Genomic DNA, 22,299 nt, shown 5'->3' with positions numbered 1-22,299 from the left:
TGACTGCAACGATCTATTTAATGATCGCTTGAGGAGCATCATTGATTATGAGAGTTCAAGTAGATGACGTTTAAGATCTTCGATCTCATCTCGAACTCGCGCGGCTTCCTCAAATTCAAGGTTTTGCGCGTGATTGAGCATTGCTTTCTCTAATTGTCGTAAGTGTTTTGCCAATAATTTCGGATTTGCTCTGAAGGCTTCTTCTTGCTTAATCGCTTTTTCATCGACAATTAATTTACCCCGATATTCTTTGAGATATTCCTGTTTAGGAGTGCTATCTCGGGCATCGTACATCACATCTTGAACCGCTTTACGAATGGTTTGTGGCGTGATGTTATGCGTAGTATTAAATTCCTCTTGAAGCTTGCGCCGGCGCTCTGTTTCATCAATGGCGTAGCGCATCGCTTTGGTGATCTTATTCCCGTAGAGAATCGCTTTTCCCTCGGCATTTCGAGCTGCTCGGCCGATGGTTTGGATTAATGAGCGCTCTGAGCGTAGAAAACCCTCTTTATCTGCATCTAAAATCGCCACTAAGGAGACTTCGGGAATATCTAATCCCTCACGTAAAAGGTTAATCCCAACTAAGACATCAAAAACGCCTAAACGTAGATCTCGAATAATTTCCATTCGCTCAACAGTATCAATATCAGAATGGAGATAGCGCACTTTGACCTGATGTTCCGTGAGAAATTCAGTGAGATCTTCGGACATTTTTTTGGTTAAAGTGGTCACTAATACTCGTTCCCCTTTTTCCGTTCTTAGGGCAATTTCAGAGAAGAGATCATCAATTTGGGTATCTGCCGGGCGAACTTCAACAATAGGATCGAGTAAGCCGGTTGGGCGAACCACTTGTTCGACCACTTGATCCGCGTGTTCCGCTTCATAAGTACTTGGTGTGGCCGACACAAAAATCGTTTGTGGCATTAATGCTTCAAATTCTTCAAAGCGTAACGGACGGTTATCAAGGGCAGAGGGCAGTCTAAATCCATAATTGACAAGGGTCTCTTTACGGGAGCGATCCCCTTTATACATTGCACCGACTTGCGGAATGGAGACGTGAGATTCATCCACAAATAAAATGGCATTCTCGGGTAGATAATCAAAGAGCGTAGGTGGCGGTTCTCCGGGGTTACGACCGGAGAGATAGCGCGAGTAGTTCTCAATTCCTTGGCAGTAACCTAACTCAATCATCATCTCGATATCAAATTTAGTGCGCTGTTCGATTCGCTGTGCTTCTAATAATTTATTGTCGGCACGAAGCTCTTCTAGGCGCTCACTTAATTCTACTTTGATCTCATCAACCGCGGTTAAGAGTCGATCTTTTGGAGTCACATAGTGGCTTGAAGGATAGACAGTTAAGCGAGTTACAGAACGTGAGACGTGACCTGTGAGCGGATCAAAGTAGGAGAGATTCTCAATTTCATCATCAAAGAGCTCAATTCTCACTGCATCTCGTTCACTCTCTGCCGGGAAGATATCGATAATTTCCCCGCGAACCCGAAAGTTTCCGCGCTCAAGGACGGTATCATTACGTGTATATTGCAATTCCACTAAACGTTGGATAATCACCCTCTGATCGATTCTTTCTCCTTTTGTGACGTGAAGGATCATACTCATATAGTGATCCTTGTCTCCGAGTCCATAAATTGCAGAAACGGTGGCGACAATAATGGTGTCAGGACGCTCTAAGATCGCTTTAGTGGCGGAGAGCCGCATCTGTTCGATATGATCATTGACTGAGGCATCCTTTTCAATAAAGGTATCGGAGGCCGGCACATAAGCTTCAGGCTGATAATAATCATAATAGGAGACGAAATACTCTACGGCATTATTGGGGAAAAATTCTTTCATTTCGCCATAGAGCTGTGCTGCTAGCGTTTTATTGGGTGCAAGAATAATCGCAGGCCTTTGAGTGTTTTGAATCACATTGGCCATAGTAAAGGTCTTGCCGGAACCTGTTACACCAAGCAATGTTTGATAGGCAAGCCCGTCCTCTAGTCCCTCAGTTAAAGCTTCAATCGCTTTAGGTTGATCCCCGGCGGGAGAATAGTGGGTAGAAATCTTGAAATTGATTGGATCTGACACCATATTAAACTCGATTATCTATAAGATATTGAAAGAAATATTGTAAAAAATGAGATAGGAAATATAAAAGCGAATGTTAAAAGGCTACTATAGCATAACTTCTATCAAAGGCTGTTAGGTGTTAAGATCTTAAGAGTCAATAACAAACGCCCTATAAAATTATAAAAGATCGGAGATAAAACAGAGATGTCTCAAAAAAAGAATCAATATGCGGAACTACCCATTCTTGCACTGCGGGATTTAGTGGTATTTCCGGGAACTAAAACGCCATTATTAGTGGGGCGGCCGCTCTCTATCGGTGCTTTAGAGATGGCGGTTGAAGTCGATCATCGGGTGCTCTTAATGAGTTTAAAAGATCCTGATGATGAATCGATCACAATGGATTCAGTCTATCACACCGGTGTTGTGGTGCGCGTTGTATCGAGTAAGCTTTCAAAAGGGGGCTCGTATCAAGTATCTGTAGAAGCGATTGAGCGCGTTAAACTAAAATCCACTAAAGCGCTTGTATATGAAAATAGTGAAGGTTATGTTTATGATTTTGTGATGGGGCAGTATGAACTTGCACCTTTTGAAGATCATCTCTCCTTAGCAGAGAAAGAGGTTTATGTCTTAACCTTTGAAAAATTGGTCAAAAAACTGTTAGAAAATGCGCAGATTAAACAATTAACACCGGAATTGTTACTAGAAGATCGGACGCTCTATCCGCTTGTAATGAAGCTTGCCACAGAAATTCCGATGAGTGTGGAGAAAAAACAGGCGATTTTAGCAGAAGATGAGCTCGGTGGCGCAGCGGATGCGTTGATTCATAGTTTAACGGTTGAGCTCAATATTATCGATCTTCAGCGCCGTATTCACGGTTTGGTGCAGACGCAAATTAGCAAAAATCAGCGGGAATATTATCTCAATGAGCAGATCAAAGCGATCAATAAAGAGCTTGATGAATTGAGTGATTCTGGGCTTTCTGAGTTAGAAGAGCTTGAAGAGAAGATTCGAGCGGCGAAGATGCCCCTTGATGCGGAAGAGAAAGCCTTAAATGAAGTAAAACGTTTGAAATCGATGCCGACAATGTCTGCAGAAGGCACAGTGTCTCGCACTTATATCGATTGGTTACTCAAAATGCCTTGGAATGAGCGTTCTCGCTTACGTTATGGTTTAGCAACGGCGAAGAAGACTTTAGATAAAGATCATTCCGGCTTAACGAAAGTAAAAGATCATATTCTCGATCATTTAGCAGTGATCAGTCATACCAAAAGTAAAAAAGGGGATATCCTCTGCTTTATCGGGCCTCCGGGCGTGGGTAAAACATCGCTTGCGCGTTCGATTGCCGAAGCGACGGGGCGAGAATTTATGCGTATGAGTTTAGGCGGTGTGAATGATGAAGCGGAAATTCGTGGTCATCGCCGGACTTATATTGGCGCAATGCCGGGGAAATTAGTCCAGCTTTTAACAAAAGCGAAGACGAAAAATCCACTGATTCTACTCGATGAGCTTGATAAAACAGGGAGTACCCATAAAGGCGATCCTGCAGATGCATTATTAGAGGTGCTTGATCCAGAGCAAAATAGTAACTTCAATGATCATTATCTCGATGTGGATATCGATCTCTCTGAAGTGATGTTTATTGCCACAGCGAATAGCTACAATATTCCCGGCCCACTTCGAGATCGAATGGACATTATTGAGCTCTCAAGTTATACCGAGCTTGAAAAGTTAGCGATTGCTAAAGAGCATCTTGTACCGGAGTGCTATAAAGAGAATAAGCTCTCAAAAGAAGAGATTCGCTTTACAGATGAAGGGCTACTCTTTTTGATTAATCACTACACAAAAGAAGCGGGTGTTCGGAATTTAAATCGAGAGTTAAATACGATTTGCCGGAAATTTATTAAAGAGCGTCTGCTTGCCAAAGATAAAAATCGGCAAGGGGAAGTGGTTACGCCTGAGCGGATTAAACATTATCTGGGTGCAACGAAATATCGTCATGGTATTAAGGAAGATGCCCATGAAATTGGTTATGTGAATGGTCTTGCTTGGACACAAGTGGGCGGTGATCTCTTAGGGATTGAAGTGCAATTAGTGCCGGGTAAAGGTGAACTCATCGCAACGGGTAGCCTTGGCGATGTCATGAAAGAGTCTGTGAGAACTGCGCTAACAGTCATTCGTGCGCGTAGCAATCTCTATGGTTTACCAGAAGACTTCTATAAGAAATGGGATATCCATGTTCATGCACCGGAAGGAGCGGTACCGAAAGATGGTCCAAGCGCAGGGGCAGCGATTACATTGGCGATTCTCTCAGCGCTTTTAGGGGTGCCAATCCGTTCAGATATTGCCATGACGGGTGAAATCACACTTCGCGGTCACGTTTTGATTATCGGTGGATTAAAAGAGAAACTGATTGCGGCAGAACGCGCCGGAATTAGAACGGTATTAATCCCAGAAGAGAATTTAAAAGATTTAGAAGATGTACCTGATAATGTTTTAACAGCATTAGAGATAATTCCTGTGAAAATATTTGATGAAGTCGTGGATTATGCCTTGACTCAATCACTTACAAGAGCGGATAGCTGGGAGCGTTTTAGTAGCTTTAGCTTAGTGAATGAAGATCAAGATAAGATCAAAAATAGTGCGAAAACACATTGAAATACTTGACTTGCTGGCTATACGGACGTATAAAACTATACAGAATTAACAAATTTTGTTAGTTTGATTAGACATAAGCACTAAAAATCGGTGCAAATCACATGTTTTATTAAAAAGTAGGAAAAATTTTATGAACAAAACTGAATTGATTGCTGCAGTAGCAGAAAAAACGGAAATGACGAAAGTAGCTTCTGCGAAAGCAGTTGAAGCAGTAATGGAAACAATTACTGAAGCGCTTGCAAAAGGCGACAGCGTCACTTTAATTGGTTTCGGTACTTTCACTGTGCGCGATCGTGCAGCTCGTGTTGGTCGTGACCCACGTAACCCTGAAAAAACTATTCAAATCAAAGCGTCACGTGTTCCAGCATTTAAAGCAGGTAAAGGATTACGTGAGTCTGTAAATAAGTAAGTTTTTTTCATTCTTATCCAAAATTTAGAAGGTTTTAGTGCATTTGTACTAAAGCCTTTTTTCATGAGTAATTTATGGGTAAATTTTAGCGTGAATTTCTTCTGTTTACCGATAGTCTATTAAGGGCTATATCGCTATAATAGAACGTTTTAATACTATTGATTGACACTATTGAATTTGGGAGTAAAGAATGCAAGAAGCACCCGCGATCACTTATGATCTCTTACAGTCACAATTTGAAGGGCTCAATTTAGCTGAAGCTCAGGGTATTTTAGTGGCGCTTTTATGTGGAACTTCATTTGATCATTTCCAAGATTGGATGCAAGAGCTTCATCGTATTCAAGAGGGTAATCAACCTCTTAATGAAGAGATTCTTAAAATTCTCTATGAAAAGACTGTTGCTGAGATGGATTCAACGGAGTTTAATCTGCGGCTTTTGATCGCTGAAGAGGATCATCTTAAAGAGCGTATCGAAGGCTTTATCAGTTGGTGCTATGGTTTTAGTTATGGCTTTGGTCTCTCAAGTGAACTCTACAAAGGGCTTGATGAGGATGGTCGGGATTTTATTCGTTATGTGATTGAATTTTCATCTTTAGATGTTGAAAGTGTGATGGGTGATCTCGCCTCAGAAGAGGATCGTTTAGCAGTAGAAGAGCTCGTTGAATTTGTCCGAGTAGGTGCTTTGATGCTCTATTTTCATCTAAAGGATCAACCTAAAGTACATTAATCTAGATTCAAAGGTATTAAGATAATTCATTAATGCTATTAATCTAAAATTGTGAAATTATGTTATTTCACAATGGGACTCATTAGAAGGATCTTATTTTTGCAATTGATAGATTCCCATATTCATCTCAATTCTCTGCTATATAAAAATTTATTAGACATTCTCTCAAAAGCACGATCGTTAGGCATTAGCGGTTGGATTGTGCCAGGAACGGGGCTTGCGGATATTGAGGCGCAAGTATCGCTTAAGACGGCCTATCAAGGGATAGACAATGGTTTTGGAGTGCATCCTTGGTATGTGACGAGTATCTCTGATGGCTGGCAGGCAGTATTGGCGGACGCGTTGCTTCAACATCAAGCGATTGCGATTGGTGAGTGTGGGCTTGACTTTTCAACGGACGAGCTTATTACTCAAAAGGCTAGGCAATTGATGGTTTTTGAAGCACAAGTTGAGCTGGCACAATCATTGAATCTTCCGTTAATCATTCACTCTTATAAGGCCGTAGATCAGGTATTAAAGATTCTTCGGCATTATCCCACAGTGAGAGGGGTATTCCATAGCTTTAATGGGAGCTTACAACAGCTCGAGCAGATTATGGATTTAGGGTATTATATTGGAATGGGTGGTGCGGTTACCTATCATCGAGCGAAACGGATGCAGCAAAATTTATTGCAGATCCCGCTTTCTCGATTACTACTTGAAACCGATGGTCCTTATCAAGTAGGGGCTTACCGCACAAAAGGAGAGATGCATTATCCTGAAGATCTCTATCAAATTGCCCAATCAATTGCGCAACAAAGATCGCTCACACTTGAAGATCTTGCTAAGATAACCACAGAGAATGTAGTTCAACTATTTAATTTGGAGCTGTAATGACTATTAAAAAACCTGCAAAATTACCCCAATTACTCGGTATTGAGTATCCTATTGTGCAAGTACCGCTCTATCATGGGGATTCTACAGAATTAGTGGCCGCTATTTCAAATGAAGGTGGGCTGGGGATGATTGCAGGTGGATTGCTAACACCGGAAGCCCTACAACATGAGATTGAAGCAGTGAGGGCATTAACGGAAAAGCCTTTTGGCGTGAATCTGCTGATCGCGAATAAGCATGAGCTTGCCGAATCTCGTTATCAAGCGGCGATAAAAGCGATTGAAGGTTTTGCGGGTGCGGCGCAACTTGAAGTGGATGCGCTCAATACTGAGGCTTGGGAGCTATCTCCGATTGAGGATCTCATCGATATTTTGATTGAGATGGAAGTGGCTGTGGTAAGTTTCTCTTTTGGTATTCCTGATGAAACCAATATTGCGCTCCTCAAAGATGCCGGCATTAAGATTATGGGGCATTCAACACATATGGTTGAAGCATTGCTTTGGGAAGAGAAAGAGGTAGATATTCACCTGTTGCAAGGCAGTGAATCAGGGGGAATGCGCGGTACTTTTGTTGGTGATCCTCAACGGCATAGTTTCAGTGCTTCAACATTAGTGACACAAGCGAATCAAGTGCTTGAGCAGCCTTTTATTGTGTCTGGTGGTGTATATAATAAATCTTCTTTCGCTTCGTTGATTATCCAAGGCGCTGATGGTGTTGGGATTGGTACAGCCTTTATGTTAACGCCGGAGAGTGGCTTAACAGAGGTAGAAGCGGATAAGATCTTATCAGGTAATGAATATGATACGATCTTAACAGCACATTGGACTGGGATTATGGGGCGCTGTTTCAGTAATCAAGGAGCACAAGCGCTCAATCGAGTAAAGAAAACCACATTACCATTTCCTGAACAACTCTTTTTAATTCATGCCGCAACCATTGATGAGTTAGAGTCTGGTAGCGAAAGCGAAGAGTTTCAACCGATTTGGGCAAGCGTCAATGCGCCATTTTGCCAACGTCTATCGGTAGGTGCTTTAATGGCATCCTTAGTGAATTAGGCAATATTTTATTAATCTCAACTGCGGGTGCTGGGTTTTGCTGGAATTGCAAGCATTCTCTCCCGCGGTAAGAGATATTTTATTTAAAATAAATAAGATAGCTTTTCGCATTGCCGGGGAAAATGTTCCCGTTCTTCTCATAATTGTGCGCCGGCCAATTAGTATATTTATAGTAAATTTGGTTTAAGAAAACTGATTTTAAACAACACTTGCAATATGCCGGATAGAATGGCTTCCTTACTTATTACAGCCGATTCGCCGGCATTTAAATAAGCTTATTTTGAACCGACATTACTATAAATACTTTTAGAGAATAATCTATTCTGTCTTTTCTAAAAATTGGCATTGGTCATATACCACGCAAGCGCCACAGCGAGGTTTGCGGGCGACACAAGTATAGCGACCGTGAAGAATCAGCCAATGATGGGCATCTAATAGAAAAGATTGCGGGATTCGTTTTAGCAGTTCTTGTTCTACTTCTAGGACATCTTTTCCTGGCGCTAAACCGGTACGATTTGAGAGTCGGAAAATATGGGTATCTACTGCCATTGTAGGTTGTCGAAATGCGGTATTGAGAATAACATTGGCTGTTTTTCGCCCAACGCCAGGAAGGGCTTCGAGGGCTTCTCGAGTATCGGGTACTTCGTTGTTGTATTGCGTAGCTAAAATATGGCAGGTTTGATAGAGATTTGCAGCCTTACCATTATAGAGCCCTAAAGTTTTGATATAGTCTCGGATTTTCTCTTCCCCTAAGGCATACATCGTATCGGGCTTATTCGCAGCTTTAAAAAGATGAACGGTGGCTTTATTGACACCCACATCAGTAGATTGCGCTGATAGAAGTACAGCAACGAGTAATTCAAAAGTAGAACTATAATTAAGCTCAGTCGTTGGATGGGGATTTTCCCGTTGTAAGATAGTGAAAAAGGCCTCAATTTCATCTTTTGTCATCAATCTTTGATAAAGCTTTTGAGCTGTGGATTTTTTAACCGGCCGTTTTTTAGCGATAGTTTTCTTGGCGGTAGACTTTTTAGCAGAATCACTTTTAGTCGAAGAGGCTTTTTTAGTAGACCTTTTCGTTTTTGGGCTAGCTCCGTTTTCAGTTGTTACTTTTTGAGTCATCGATGACTTTTTTTCAGCGTCTGTCATAAGGATATCCAATTTAAAATTATATGATCTATCTTTGATGGGTTCTGTTTTATAGCCTACCATTCATAAAAATGGTTTGTAATACGCTTTAGGAGCCTTTCTTTTTAAATTCTTTACGCGCCATTTGAATCAGATCGAGCATCTTATTTTTAGATACGGGTTCGGCGAGCTTCTTCTCTTGCGGAGGCTGTGTGTCGGTAATACTATTGCGAGCCGCTTCTCGTGCTTTTTTGGCATTAAAACGCCGGCGTGATTGTTCAGCACGTTGCTGTTCAAATTCAGTGAGCCCTATTTGATCCGCGGGAATAGTGACATTGAGCGGTTCAATGACAATACAGTTCAGCGGGCAAGGGGGGATACAGAGCGCACATCCGGTACATTCATCTCGAATAACCGTATGCATTAACCGGCGTGCCCCCACGATGGCATCTACCGGGCAAGCTAAAATACATTTCATACAACCAATGCAGTAATCTTCCTCAATTCGCACGACTTGTGGCGGTATATATTCGCCGAGTGTTGTATCGAGCGGAATTTCCGGTTGATTGAGTAATTGACTCAGTGCACGAATCACTGCTTTACCGCCGGGAGGACAGCGATTAATGGGGGCATTTTCAGTAATAATTGCGCTAGCATAAGCGTAGCAACCCTCATATTCACACTGCTCACACTGTGTTTGTGGCAGAAGCTGATCTACTAATTCGATATCTGTTTCAGTACTATTGGCCATATATCTCTATTTATATTGTAATAATGTCCGATTGTTACAAGGAGAGATGATTTCTCAGCTTTGATTGTAAGAGGACAGTGAGTAGTATGATGAATTGATTTAGACACAAGATTATACCTTATTGCTCGAGATCTTTCCTCTATCGATCCTACATCGATTTGCTTACAATAGGATGGATCTGTTCAGCAATTTTTTAGAAAAAACATTATAAAAGACAGGATTTTGCGTACAATAATGCAATGCTTGCTATGATTAAGTGAATTTGATCTCGTTAGAGATCTATCTTTTATTGCTCATAGCCGATTTTAAGAGTGTATTTATAGAGAGAAATATAGTTGAAGTTTATCTTTAAAGAGAGTGACTTAAAGAGAATGACTTACAGAGAGTGATCTTTGAGATAAATGGCAGTCTATATCACTTTTACTTTATCAATCTTATAAGCCCCATTAGGAGTTTACATGTTATTTGATCGCGTTAACCGATTAATCTTTTTTTGGTTGGGAATTATTCTAACCGTCTATCTTATTCATCGGCTCTCTTCGGTTTTAATCCCTTTTCTAGTGGCTTTTGGTTTAGCCTATTTAGGAAATCCGTTGGTTTTAAAAATTGAATCGAAGCGAATTTCTAGGGTTTGGGCGGTGAGTATAGTATTTGTTGGATTATTTCTATTGCTATTGCTCATTTTACTGGTCGTTATTCCACAAATTATTAATCAGATTTTAGTCTTTTTAGATAAGATTCCGACTTACTATCTCTGGCTTCAAGACAATATTTTTCCGCGCTTAGAACATTATCTCTCACTTGAAAGCCTTGAGATGAATAAAGCATCTATACAGCGTGCCTTAAGTAAATCATTGAATATTCTAGGCGAGATTACTTCGAGATTAGCCCCCTCTATTAGTGGCTTGATCTTGAGTCTTGTAGGATTTATTGCAAGTTTAGTCTTGATCCCGATGATTACTTTCTATCTAATGCGCGATTGGATGACCATCACTGAGAAGATGGAGACCTTAATTCCACGTTCAATATTCCCTCAAACGATGGATTTTCTGCATGAAGCTAACTTTATGCTCAGCAGTTTCTTGCGTGGACAATTAACCGTTATGTTCTGTTTAGCTTGTATCTATGGTATAGGGTTGAGCTTAATTGGTGTGGAATATAGTTTAGTCATAGGTTTGATCGCTGGCTTAATTAGTTTTATTCCTTATTTTGGCGCAACTTCCGGTGTGATTATGGGTTTATTAGTTGCTTGGTTCCAATATGGGACTTTAACGCATTTGATCCTAGTCGGTATAGTCTTTGGTATTGGTCAATTAATGGAAAGCTTTGTCTTAACTCCTGTTTTGATTGGGGATAAATTAGGCATGCATCCGATTGCTGTGGTATTTGCTTTGATGGTAGGCGGAAGCCTATTTGGTTTTGTAGGAATCCTTTTAGCACTTCCTGTTTGTGCAGTGCTTATGGTTGCGCTTCGTCGTCTATACCACTGGTATGTTAATAGCGATTTCTATAATGGCAAACATCGCGCCTCGTAATCAGAGTGTAAGATTATGATAATCGTGCGATAAGTGCTGACTCTCTGTAGAGCAAGCATAGCATAAATACAAAGGGACGTTTAACAGCGTCCTTTTTCTTTACTCATGCGAAAGTAGCCATAAACATTAATAATCCATTCTGTATGTATGTCGAGATCTTGATGAGTGGAAGGGAGAGAGTTCGGGGTATTGTTTGAGGCCTTAGAGGATTGAGGACAGAGTTTGATTCGGCCATTTGGGAGCGATCTCCCCATACCATAAGCGTACTCTCTTCTCGGGGCAATATTAATACCACCGGCAATATTCACTGTACTTTTAAGGATAAAATGAGGTGTAAGTTCATCAGGATTGACGGAGTGAATAATCGTATCAGATGTGGGCATAAAGTTCGCAGTATCATCATAAAAGAGAATCCAGCCGAGCCAGACTTCTGTTTGTGGACTCACACACTGATGACCATTTTCAGTACCACAGAGGGAGATAGGGCGATGCTCTATAGAAGCAAGGCTTTTCGCTAACTGCAGATCTTGTGTTAGTAGGAATTGTAGCTTTTCAGCTTGAAGCGTGATTTTGAGATTGTGATACAAAGGTGTGGCAAAGAGGGCGATCAAAGCAATCAACAGTAAGGTGATCAAACACTCAATAAGTGAGAATCCCTGCTCAGAAGCTGTTTGGGGAATTTTTGATGCATTTTTGCTTCGGCACTGATGCACTTGAACGATCCTATTTGCCACGATTCAAGAGGGGCGAGGAAGAGAAAACATAGACAGTAATAATAGTTACTTAATACAGCTTTATGACTGAATATTCCGTTTCTTACTAATCCTCTGTTAATCCTCTATTAATTCACTATTGTGAAATCACTTTATTTTGTGTTTTCTACAGGAATCGCTACTTCTTCGACCTCAAGAAAGAGGAGATTGTTGCGATTTTTCTCTAATGTTTTAGCACCAATGCCTTTGACAGAGAGTAGATCTTCGGCGACTTTAAAAGGGCCATTTTGCTCTCGATACTCAACAATTGCACCGGCTTTGACAGGTCCAACATCCACTAGATTTTCCATAATGGTAGGGAGATCTGCAGTATTGATATTAATAGGTGCTGCGAGTGTTAATGTACCCAGGGTCAAGGAACCGAGGGCTAGTGCACCAATTGTAAATTTTACTAATGCGGTTTTGATAGGGTTTACGCCGTTAGTAATTGCTCTAGTGATCATTTTTGTAGTAGACATAGTCATAACAAACCTCATATTGATTAAAAATATCGAATATAGAAAGGAAGGTTGCATCTTAACGTTCATGCATCCCTCCGGTTAGGTGTTATAACTGTAGGCAACCATTTTTTATTTAGGGGAAAATGGTAGTAATTATTTCAGAAATTATTTCTGAAATAATTTTTAAGCTGCTTTTAATGAGATCATAATTTCAGCATAGGCCTCATTTTGCTCAATAATAATAGATTGTTGTTTCGCTAACTCTAAGAGCGATAAGAAAGAGATGGTAATGCCGTAGCGTCCTTCGTGAGGATGAAAGAGGTCAGAGAATGCTATCGGTTTTTCGACTGATAAGTGTGTGATAATCTCCGCCATACGATCTGTAATAGAGATCTTTTCAGAAGCAACCTGATGTCTTTCTCGTAGAGCCGCGCGCGCAAGGAGTTTTTGTAATGCGGCAACAAGTTGTGATAATTCAACCGTAGGCGGTTCAGGTGTGATCTTAATGTCAGGTGTTCCTGGTGCAATCGGAAAAGTATCTCGATAGAAGAGAGGGCTTTTAGAGAGGGCAATAGCGACCTCTTTATATTGAGCATAGATCTGTAACCGGCGAATAAGTTCTTGGCGAGGATCAAGCTCCTCTTCATCCGGGTTGTCGGATTCTGGCATCGGCAGAAGAATGCGGGATTTAATCTCTGCAAGCCAAGCCGCCATTACAAGATATTCAGAAGCCAATTCAAAGCGCTCTTCCTCAAGATGAGTAATATACGCCATATATTGCGTTGTAATTTCGCGAATGGGAATATCGAGAATATCGAAGTTATTTTTACGAATGAGATGCAAGAGGAGATCAAGCGGCCCTTCAAACTCTTCTAACCAAATTTCAAAGGCATCGGGCGGAATAAAGAGATCTAAAGGCAGCTGTAATTGCTCACCTTTAAAGAGAATAGTGCTATCCGTCTCACTCATATATTCAAATCTCCCGACACTTATGGTTTATTAAATTAATCAACGATCAACAATCAACAGCAAATAATGAATCACAATCATTTAAGAACAAAGAATAAATTACAAGTAACAATCTCTGTGTGATCGTTACCTGTGTTTTATTATTTGTTTTCTAATGTTTGCCTGCTAGGATTTATTAATTGTTCAATTGTATCAATTAGATGAAGTTGCGCAAACCTACGGCATCTTTGAGCTTACGTAGCATTTCTCTAGCTGGAATACGGGCTTTTTCTGCGCCCTGTTGTAGTGTTTCTTCAATCTGTTTTGGATTTTCCATAAGCGCGTAATATTTCTCACGCGCGTCTTTGAGTTCATCATTAATCAGATTAAAGAGCATCTTTTTCGCCTCGCCCCAACCAATCCCATCTAAGAATGCTTGACGATACTCAGCTGTTTGAGCTTCCGTTGCAAAAGCTTTATATATTTCAAAGAGATGCGCATCATCAGGATCTTTTGGAACTCCTGGTTCAAGAGAGTTAGTGACGATGCGATTAATCGATTTTTGCAGCTGTTTCTCAGGTAAGAAGAGTGGAATTGTATTGTTATAAGATTTACTCATCTTCCGACCATCGAGTCCTGGAAGAATTGCTGTCTCATCATCAATCACTTCTTGAGGCATCACAAAGAATTCTTGACCGTAGATATGGTTAAAGCGTTGTGCAATTTCCCGAGCAATCTCTACATGCTGACGCTGATCGCTACCGACCGGGACTAAATCTGCATTAAAGGTGAGGATATCGGCGGCCATTAACACAGGGTAAGAGAAGAGCCCCATTGTGATCCCTTTATCAGGATCATTCCCGGCAGCATTATTCTCATCAACGGCGGCTTTATAAGCGTGAGCACGATTCATTGTCCCCTTTGCAGTGACACAATTGAGTAGCCAAGTAATTTGTGGAATCTCTTCAATATCCGATTGACGATAGAAAACCGCCTTGTCCGTATCAAGACCAAGGGCCATCCAAGTAGCCGCAATCTCTAGACGGGAACGATTGACTAATTCAGGATCTTGGCATTTGATCAATGAATGAAGATCTGCTAGGAAGAAGAAGGCTTGATCATGGGTTTTGCTTAGCTCAATTGCAGGGCGAATAGCGCCGGCGTAGTTCCCAAGATGTGGCGTGCCTGTTGTACTAATACCTGTTAAAACCTTCTTCTGTGTCATGTCTAATCCTCTATTGAGTCGCCTAACGTCGGCGCATCATTAATAAATATATAAATTTGAATTATTTGAATTACAAACTCACACTCAGTGAGTGATATAAATCTGTTTCATCGCTACATGCGTTTTATTCATTGTATCCGTTGAGCATTCGTTGATGCATCCTATTGAGCATCTAGCTGAATATCTGGTAATGGATGATTACCCATAGGCTATTGTAAGGGAATTGCACGATTTTATTAAGTATTTGCTTGAATCTCTTTAATGCAATACTTATTTGCTGATCATTGTCGTGTTGTTGGTAATATGTTGTTTAATTTGTACGATCTTCTTATATCCGAAAGCAGTTTTGATAATCTTTAAATTGAGGTTTAATCGCTTCGGGATATTCAACATCATAGAGATAGAGCCCTTGCGGTGGTGCAGTAATTCCCCCTTCTGTGCGATCTAAACTCTCTAAAACGTGTTTCACATATTCCGGCGATTCTTTGCCGAGTCCAACTTCGAGTAGCGTCCCGACAATATTACGCACCATATTATGTAAAAAGGCATTGGCCTTGATTTCCATCTCAATATAGCCATCCTTTTTACAAAATTGAATATATTCAATGGTACGAATCGTGGTATGAGCTTGACAATCGGTAGAGCGGAAAGCGGAAAAATCGTGTTCTCCGATAAGATAATGGCTACCGATATTCATCGCTTCAAGATCGAGAGGGTGATAGCACCAATGACTATAAAAACGAGCGAGCGGGCTTCGTAGAGGATGATGATAAATTCGATAACGATAAGTGCGACTAATCGCACTAAAACGGGCATGGAAATCAGCATGAGCTGTTGCGATACCCTTTACAGCACAATCATCAGGAAGATTCGAATTAACGCCGAGTAGCCAGGCGCGTTCAGAGCGTTTTGCACTGGTTTCAAAATGGATGACTTGATTAAGGCCATGAACGCCGGCATCTGTACGACCGGCACAGATGATTTTGATCTCTTCATTGGCGATAAAACTAATCGCACGTTCAAGCACTGCTTCCACAGATCGTACAGGCGGATTTAGTTGCTTTTGCCAACCTTTAAAATCTCGACCATCATACTCAACAAGGAGCGCATATTTATAACGAGGTGTGGCGATTGTCATGTCTTGTTGTAGCATTGGCTGCATATCTGTAGAGATTGTTATTCGAATGATAAGTGGGATGTCAATAATGTTAAACAGAAAGGCTTAACAGATGAAGAGTATTCAGTACTTTGTGCACATTGATAGTGGCTTTTCATTGTATGATTACGTTATTTCATGCGTTTTGAGTCAATAATCTTGAGCGCATTTTCCATGGCGATACGGAATTCAGGTCCTTTTTTGAGGGCAAGCGTCACTAAGAGAATATCGACAATTGCCAAATCAGCAAGACGTGAAATCATCGGCATATATTCTGAGGTATCTTCTTGTGTTCCTGACTCTAGCACAACCGTGGCATGGAAACTCAATGGCGAACCTTTGGGCGCAAAGGCGATGACTTTTGCTCCATTAGAGAGTGCGATGTCGGCAGAATGGATAATATCTTGGCTCTTACCGGTATGAGAGACAGCAATCAGCACATCTTTCGAGGTTAGTAGACTAGCTGCGAGACTATGTACATGATGATCGTTATAAGAAGAAACAGGAATCCCGACGCGTAATAATTTCTGTTGAATATCATTTGCCACAACGCCCGAAACCCCATGACCAATACACATTACTTGATTAGCATGTTCAAGCAGACTAATGGCTTGATCAAGGTCTTCTTCTTTAAGGTACTGCTTCATATTTAAAAGCGCAGCACTCGATTGGTCGATCAATTTGTTGATGATACTTGACGTAGAATCATGAGGTGAGATGCTACCATGAACAAAGGGAACCCCTGAATTTAAGCTTTGCGCCAAGAGCTGCTTGAAGATATGGAAACCATCATAGTTCAGTGCATGGCAAAAGCGCATAATCGTCGGTTCTGAAACGCCTGCTTTTTCTGCAAGCGCACTAATAGAGAGATCAACTGTCTCATTAGGATGCGCCATCACCCAATCGGCGACTTTTGCTTCTGATTTACGAAGTTGATGATAGTGATTTTGAATATGGGACAGCATGAAACACCTCCAATCTAAAGATATCTTGGCAGAATATGTTGTAAGCCTACCAACGTGGCGTAAGGGTGTGTAATAAGGTAAATGGGGACATTTGCAAGTAGGGATTCTACTTTTGCTTTATTGAGAAAAGCGGCATAGAAATCTGATTGTTGTAAGAACTCACCAAATCGTGGGGCAAATCCCCCGCCAATGTAAACACCCCCTGTAGCCCCTGTATTGAGGACAAGGTTACTCGCCGCATTGCCAAGCATCATACAGTAACGATTGAGTACTTGAATGGCAAAAGGGGATTGTTTGTCACAAGCAGCTATTACAAGCGCTTCCGGCGTAGGTTCAAAATCCAGTGTTATCCCTTCAAGATCTGCCATAATCGTGATCAGCCGAGTAATTCCTTCTTTGCAGCCTAATATATCTTCGGTAATTATCGGGCGACCAAGTTGATCCATTAATTGTTGCATAATGGCAACTTCAAGTAGATCTTGTGGTGCATAGAGAGAATGCCCACCTTCTGAAGGAAAAGATTTCGTCTCGCCATTGAGCGTGAGCGCCATGGCGGTGCCAAAGCCTGTACCTGTTCCAATGACGATTTTAGCTTGTGGCGTTAACGCCATAGAGGGAAGATGATTATTGGTAGTTAGTGGCAGAAGATCGCTATCAGAGATATGATCAAGTGCCATCGAGAGCGCTTCAAAATCATTGAGAAAAACGACTTTTGTATTGAGATCCTGGGCAACATCTTGTTGACTAAAATCCCAATGAATATTGGTGAGATTGAGTCGATCCTGATCAATTGGCGCAGCAACGGCAATAAGCACAAGATCGGGGACCATCAATGCTTGTTCTGCAAGATACGCATTAATCACCATCGAAGGTGAATCAAACTTGTTTGATTCATAGGTTTTAACATGGCGAATGGCTTGGTATTCATCGAGTAGAGCGACTCGAGAATAGGTTGCCCCCATATCTGCGATAATCACTTCAAATGGTTTATTCTTCATGATGTGATATCCAACTTCCTAAATAGTCTAATGCTTCATTAAGACCAATCTCTGGTTTGGTGGATGAGAATAGTTGTACGGTAATCGGTGTCGTAAAGTCAGCTTCTAGCGATTTGCGCACTTTAAAAAGGGTATTATTTGCTTCACTTTTGCTTAGTTTATCGGCTTTAGTGAGCAAAATATGGGTAGGTAACTCTTGAAATTCACACCAATGAAGCATTTGCCGGTCAAGGTCTGTAAGCGGATGACGTGAATCCATCAACATAATAAGGCCATCTAACGAGGTGCGTGTTTCAAAATAACCTTGAAGAATCTTCTGCCAATGTTCCCGCATCGGAAGGGGAACTTTCGCATAGCCATAACCAGGAAGATCCACTAAATAGAGTCCTTCTTGAATGGTGAAGTAGTTAATAAGCTGTGTTCGTCCTGGTGTTTTACTCGTTCTTGCGAGGTTCTTCTGACCTGTTAAGAGATTGAGCGCGCTCGATTTACCGGCATTTGAACGACCGGCAAAGGCGATTTCACCAATACTATCTTCAGGCAGTTGATTTAAGCCATTTGCACTCGTGGCAAAAGTTGTCTTTCGCAGTAAATTCCGAATCGGTTGCATAACGTGGCTTATCCTCTCATGATTGTAATTGTAACGGCATATTTTACCCTTAAATGGGGTAAATTGCATTAAAAGGCAAAAGATAAGGCCAAATCAAGAGAGTCTCTATCTCTCTTTAGTGATACAAGGATTTTATTTTGTATCATTTATTGCTGATTAAATGGTCTTCTGTCATTTAATTAAAAATTCCGATGACTTTAACGAATTTTAACAAAATGCTTGGTTTTACTTATTCAGTTTTATCTCTTGATGCGCTAGTAAGTATCATCTCTCCTTGATCCACTCGTGCAATGGTGAGTTCTCCTTCCCATACACAGCCAGAGTCAAGACAATGGGTATTATTTTCATGATGGATACCTAGAGAAGCCCAATGGCCATAGATGATTTGGGTATCTTGATCGAGTGCTCGATTAAATTTAAACCAAGGGAGCATTTGGGTTGCATCATATTCTTCACGTTTATTATCAAAATCGAGGGATTGATCGAGATTGAGATAACGCATTCTTGTGAAATAGTTGATAATCGCTCGAACACGGTCTAGCCCTTCAAGTGCCGGAGACCAAGCCGCAGGATGATTGCCAAACATCTCAGCAATGAGCTTTTTGTAAGCCTTTTTCTTATCCGTTGCAAGTAGGTCAGACACCTCTTGATTAAGTTTCATCGCTTCATCAATAGACCAAAAGGGTGGAATACCGGCATGGGCAATCGCGATATTGAGTTCCGGGATTGTTCGCATTAAAGGTTGATGTCGTAGATATTCTTTGATAGCTTTTGCTTCATTACTTTGTGCAACAACATCATAGGTATCCCCTTTGCGTAGCTTAGTTTTACCTTCAACATAGACAAGGTAAGAGAGATCATGATTACCAAGAACTGGCAGGATAGAGTCTTGATGCGCGAGGAGATATTGCATCACTTCAAGAGATTTAGGGCCACGGTTTATGAGATCTCCGACAAGATAGAGCTGATCTGTTTGATGATTAAAGGCCACTTTCGCGAGTAGCATTTCAAACTCCTCGAAACAGCCGTGAATATCGCCCATAATGTAGATTGCCATCGTTTCCCAATCCCTTTTAAGTTATCTTGTTATAGTTTCTGTGTTCAATTGAGTCGTGTTAAGTCGCAGATTACTGCTCATCGATGTAGTGCATCATAGTAATGAGCCCTTCAACTTCTGCTGTTGCCGCCCATGGATAATTGACAATACGACCTAAGTCGATCATCTCTTTGGGGGTCTCTTTTAGATAATCTAAAATGGCCGCTTCATTTTCTCCCTCAAGTAAGGCTTGAGCAACTTCAAAGTAAGGAACCCCTCGATCAGGATCTTCTGTGACATTAAAGAAGTAGATGAGATCAAAGATTGCAGGTAGCGAATAGTAATGGGGCATAAAGCGATTCTTAGTAATACTGTAATTGATATTACCAAGCGCTGCATTGTAGTAGTGAAGTGCATCATCTAAGTTTTTTTGCTGTAGATAAGTCCAACCTAACATCGATTGCGTCCGCCCTAAATTATAGTAATCAGGTGTTTCTGCTTCTTCATGTGCTTTGAGCTTAAAGAGGAGAATCTCCTCAGCTTTCTGATATTCCCGAAACTTAAGATAAAATGCCGCGTAATTCTCAAGCGCTAAAATCGTACGAATATCATTCGTAGTAAGGTGTTCAAGGTCCAGCGCGAGTGCGGCTTGATAATGGGCATCGGCATTTTCAAAATCATTGACTGCTTCATAGTAGATCGCAAGATTACGAAGTACCATGGTATATTGCGGTGAATAGCTATATTTCTCGAGAATCTGCTTAGCGCTAGTTAGAAGTTCATAGATAACAATTCGCTCAGTGGTGACATCAAAGGTCCACACTAATTTGACGAGAATATCGGCAATCTCCATATCAAAACCCACATGGGTTTCATAAATATCGAGTGCATTGGTATATTGAAAACGGGCTAGGTAAGGGTTTTCTTCTAGATCAGCAAGCTTCACTAAAGCTTTAGCATAAATCGGAGAGTTTTTATCCTTTGCCCCAATGCGAACAGCTTGAATATAGTATTGTCGTCCTTTGACAACATCATCCGCTAATATGTAGTAATCTCCGGTCGTTAGCAGTTGTTCAATTTGCTGATTAATGGAGAGATCTTCAAATTCAGCAGAACTTAATGCCTCTTCTAATTGGGGATCTTGCACATAAGGATAAGCTTGAGATTCTAAGGAGAGCACCTCATCCTCATCGAGTGTTTTGTAGTGTTGTTGATAATCTTGGTAACTATCAAAATAGCCTTCTGCTAATTCTGCTTCTAAGCCGGCATCTTCATCGATAGTTCCTTCCATTTCCTCCTCATTCATCTCTTCATTAAAACTCAATGAATGATCAATTTTATCTGCTAATTTCATGATCGATAAGTCACTTTCATGATTATCATTAGCCTCATGATTCTCTTTATAAGATTTAGAGAGTGGGGCTTCGATCACGCTTTTTTTATGGTGAGGAAAGAGTGCATAGAGTAGGTAATTATTGATCGGCTCTTCAGTGTGATCCGTTACATTATCTACATTTGAATTTATATTTGTATCTGCATCTACATCTATATCTACATCTAAATCAACCTCTGTAGTCACTATAGTCTCATCAGAGAGCTCAGGTTCTATTGCCTCTACAAGTGGATTGTCATCTGCTTGATTGTCTTTAACGAAAGGATCTTTAACGAAATCTTCTTGGCTAGGATTTTCGTCATTTTGTGTAATCTCAGTTACAGCAGCAATCTCAGTGATTTCAGCAATATCAGATTCTATCGGATCAGCTTCCTCTTGCTGTGCGATATCCGTCAATAATGATTCACTTGAGGTCTCGGGTTGGTCGAGTGGTTTTATCACTTCTACATGAGTAGATACATTCGCAATCTCTTTATCGGTTAGATCATCTTGATGCAGTGGTAGATAGCTAGATTCAACTTGAGGTTCTTCTGCCGGTATCGTCTCTTGAGGGATAATTGCTTGCGTAGATAGCTCCGCCACGTCATTCTTTTCTGTGGTGCGAGAAATGAGTGTCAAATAAGGAGAATTAAAAGTCGTCGTGACATTAACACTCGTCATCTGGTTGCCATTCTCATTGTTTTCGGAATCGTTAGATGTCGTTGCAATAGGCGTTGCGGTTGAGAGTAACTCGATCGGTGTATCGGTTATAGTAGTATCAGTTATAGCAGTATCAGTTACAGCGATTTCAGAAGTAACAGGTGTTGATTCTACAGTATTCGTGCTTGCCGTTGTTTGCAGCGGTGCAGAGAGTAATTCAATAGTCTCATTGATCGGGGTTTCATGTTGCGAAATGAGATCTGTAATGGTGTCGTGGAGAAACTCATTATTCACAATCTCTTGGGCTGTGAGTTTCGGAGTGGCGACCTGAGCTTCTTGTAATTGTTCCCAATAAGAGAATACAAGCGGTGAATAGAGAACGATTGGGCTTTGAGCTACATCAGGTTGATTTCCCCCCTTATCCTGATTCTGAGATAAGTTATGATTAGGTAAGTTTTTGTTAGGCGCTGTATCACTAGGAGTATCGTTATTAATAGCAGAATTATCAGCAGCGCCATTTTCCGTGATAGATTGAGATTGTAACGTCAATGGCGGAATCTCTAAGGAAATCTCTACAGGGGCTTCTTGGGAAGAATGTTCTGAAGGTGTTTCAGTAGTTTTTTGTTGCCCAGCCTGATAAGCGGTGAAGGTTTTCGAGATAATAGGCAGTGCTTCGTGCGATTCGGCGGCACGAGTAGCGGTCATTGTGACTATTAATGTAAGAATCATTAATAGCGCAAAAAGATAGTTACGAACGAGGAATAGCGAATGGCGTAATCTTGATAATAGATATCTATTCATTAAAGTCTCTGATCGAAAGTGGGGAAGGTATTGAAATGCCGAAAGACTTTGCTATTGTACTACAAATTTTAGATGCAAGAAAATCAGTGAAGGAAATGGGTGATTTTACAAGATA

General features: G+C 41.0%; 19 protein-coding genes. 6 read left to right on the top strand and 13 right to left on the bottom strand.

The window, feature by feature from the left end; all coding sequences use genetic code 11:
• Window positions 1-45: 45 nt before the first annotated feature.
• The gene (uvrB, locus tag DC083_RS01540; RefSeq protein WP_109188510.1) at window positions 46-2,088 is read right to left on the bottom strand and encodes an excinuclease ABC subunit UvrB; all 2,043 of its coding nucleotides are present in this window, start codon (window positions 2,086-2,088) and stop codon (window positions 46-48) included.
• A gap of 183 nt (window positions 2,089-2,271) precedes the next feature.
• On the opposite strand from uvrB, the gene lon reads away from it, so the two are divergent.
• The 5 genes from lon (at window position 2,272) to DC083_RS01515 (ending at window position 7,786) form a co-directional block, all read left to right on the top strand.
• On the top strand, window positions 2,272-4,722 hold the full coding sequence (gene lon / locus DC083_RS01535) for an endopeptidase La (protein WP_109188509.1): 2,451 nt from the start codon (window positions 2,272-2,274) through the stop codon (window positions 4,720-4,722).
• A gap of 130 nt (window positions 4,723-4,852) precedes the next feature.
• Window positions 4,853-5,131 (top strand): HU family DNA-binding protein, encoded by a 279-nt coding sequence (locus tag DC083_RS01530; protein WP_026878398.1) that lies wholly within the window; start codon window positions 4,853-4,855, stop codon window positions 5,129-5,131.
• A 190-nt stretch (window positions 5,132-5,321) separates the two neighbouring features.
• On the top strand, window positions 5,322-5,858 hold the full coding sequence (locus DC083_RS01525; protein ID WP_109188508.1) for a YecA/YgfB family protein: 537 nt from the start codon (window positions 5,322-5,324) through the stop codon (window positions 5,856-5,858).
• Between the two features lie 99 nt (window positions 5,859-5,957).
• Window positions 5,958-6,731 (top strand): TatD family hydrolase, encoded by a 774-nt coding sequence (locus tag DC083_RS01520; protein WP_157954865.1) that lies wholly within the window; start codon window positions 5,958-5,960, stop codon window positions 6,729-6,731.
• Window positions 6,731-7,786 (top strand): nitronate monooxygenase, encoded by a 1,056-nt coding sequence (locus tag DC083_RS01515; protein ID WP_109188506.1) that lies wholly within the window; start codon window positions 6,731-6,733, stop codon window positions 7,784-7,786. The genes DC083_RS01520 and DC083_RS01515 overlap by 1 nt, the downstream gene beginning before the upstream one ends.
• Window positions 7,787-8,104: 318 nt before the next feature.
• On the opposite strand, the gene nth is transcribed toward DC083_RS01515, so the two are convergent.
• Window positions 8,105-8,737, bottom strand: coding sequence for an endonuclease III (gene nth, locus DC083_RS01510; protein ID WP_109188749.1), 633 nt, complete (start codon window positions 8,735-8,737; stop codon window positions 8,105-8,107).
• Window positions 8,738-9,023: 286 nt separating this feature from the next.
• The gene (locus DC083_RS01505) at window positions 9,024-9,665 is read right to left on the bottom strand and encodes an RnfABCDGE type electron transport complex subunit B (RefSeq protein ID WP_109188505.1); all 642 of its coding nucleotides are present in this window, start codon (window positions 9,663-9,665) and stop codon (window positions 9,024-9,026) included.
• Window positions 9,666-10,123: 458 nt separating this feature from the next.
• On the opposite strand from DC083_RS01505, the gene DC083_RS01500 reads away from it, so the two are divergent.
• Window positions 10,124-11,200 carry an AI-2E family transporter gene (locus DC083_RS01500; RefSeq protein ID WP_109188504.1) on the top strand — a complete coding sequence of 359 codons (1,077 nt, stop codon included), beginning with the start codon at window positions 10,124-10,126 and terminating at the stop codon, window positions 11,198-11,200.
• Between the two features lie 80 nt (window positions 11,201-11,280).
• Here the strand turns inward: DC083_RS01500 and DC083_RS01495 are convergent, their stop codons facing one another.
• The 10 genes from DC083_RS01495 to DC083_RS01450 all read right to left on the bottom strand — a co-directional run bounded on the left by DC083_RS01495 (window position 11,281) and on the right by DC083_RS01450 (window position 22,184).
• On the bottom strand, window positions 11,281-11,913 hold the full coding sequence (locus tag DC083_RS01495; RefSeq protein ID WP_133243355.1) for a GspH/FimT family protein: 633 nt from the start codon (window positions 11,911-11,913) through the stop codon (window positions 11,281-11,283).
• Between the two features lie 152 nt (window positions 11,914-12,065).
• Window positions 12,066-12,431, bottom strand: a complete 366-nt coding sequence (locus tag DC083_RS01490) for a ComEA family DNA-binding protein (protein WP_229822110.1) — start codon at window positions 12,429-12,431, stop codon at window positions 12,066-12,068.
• 165 nt (window positions 12,432-12,596) lie between these two features.
• The gene (locus DC083_RS01485) at window positions 12,597-13,382 is read right to left on the bottom strand and encodes a segregation and condensation protein A (protein ID WP_109188502.1); all 786 of its coding nucleotides are present in this window, start codon (window positions 13,380-13,382) and stop codon (window positions 12,597-12,599) included.
• Between the two features lie 196 nt (window positions 13,383-13,578).
• Entirely contained in the window at window positions 13,579-14,586 is a 1,008-nt protein-coding gene (gene trpS / locus DC083_RS01480) for a tryptophan--tRNA ligase (protein ID WP_109188501.1), read from the bottom strand.
• Window positions 14,587-14,914: 328 nt separating this feature from the next.
• A complete protein-coding gene (gene truA / locus DC083_RS01475; protein WP_229822108.1) occupies window positions 14,915-15,739 on the bottom strand; it encodes a tRNA pseudouridine(38-40) synthase TruA in 825 nt (274 codons plus the stop codon).
• Window positions 15,740-15,873: 134 nt separating this feature from the next.
• Window positions 15,874-16,707, bottom strand: a complete 834-nt coding sequence (locus DC083_RS01470; RefSeq protein WP_109188500.1) for a MurR/RpiR family transcriptional regulator — start codon at window positions 16,705-16,707, stop codon at window positions 15,874-15,876.
• A gap of 14 nt (window positions 16,708-16,721) precedes the next feature.
• A complete protein-coding gene (locus tag DC083_RS01465) occupies window positions 16,722-17,705 on the bottom strand; it encodes a glucokinase (protein WP_109188499.1) in 984 nt (327 codons plus the stop codon).
• Window positions 17,695-18,315: a ribosome biogenesis GTP-binding protein YihA/YsxC gene (yihA, locus tag DC083_RS01460; RefSeq protein ID WP_189364514.1), complete on the bottom strand. Its 621-nt coding sequence runs from the start codon at window positions 18,313-18,315 to the stop codon at window positions 17,695-17,697. Before yihA ends, DC083_RS01465 begins: the two co-directional genes overlap by 11 nt.
• A 229-nt stretch (window positions 18,316-18,544) precedes the next feature.
• On the bottom strand, window positions 18,545-19,372 hold the full coding sequence (locus DC083_RS01455; protein ID WP_109188498.1) for a symmetrical bis(5'-nucleosyl)-tetraphosphatase: 828 nt from the start codon (window positions 19,370-19,372) through the stop codon (window positions 18,545-18,547).
• Between the two features lie 70 nt (window positions 19,373-19,442).
• The gene (locus DC083_RS01450) at window positions 19,443-22,184 is read right to left on the bottom strand and encodes a tetratricopeptide repeat protein (protein ID WP_109188497.1); all 2,742 of its coding nucleotides are present in this window, start codon (window positions 22,182-22,184) and stop codon (window positions 19,443-19,445) included.
• Between the last annotated feature and the right edge of the window lie 115 nt (window positions 22,185-22,299).

Origin of the sequence: Ignatzschineria ureiclastica, assembly GCF_003121845.1 — a bacterium.
GTDB lineage: Bacteria > Pseudomonadota > Gammaproteobacteria > Cardiobacteriales > Wohlfahrtiimonadaceae > Ignatzschineria > Ignatzschineria ureiclastica.
This window is presented reverse-complemented; position numbering and strand designations above follow the sequence as displayed.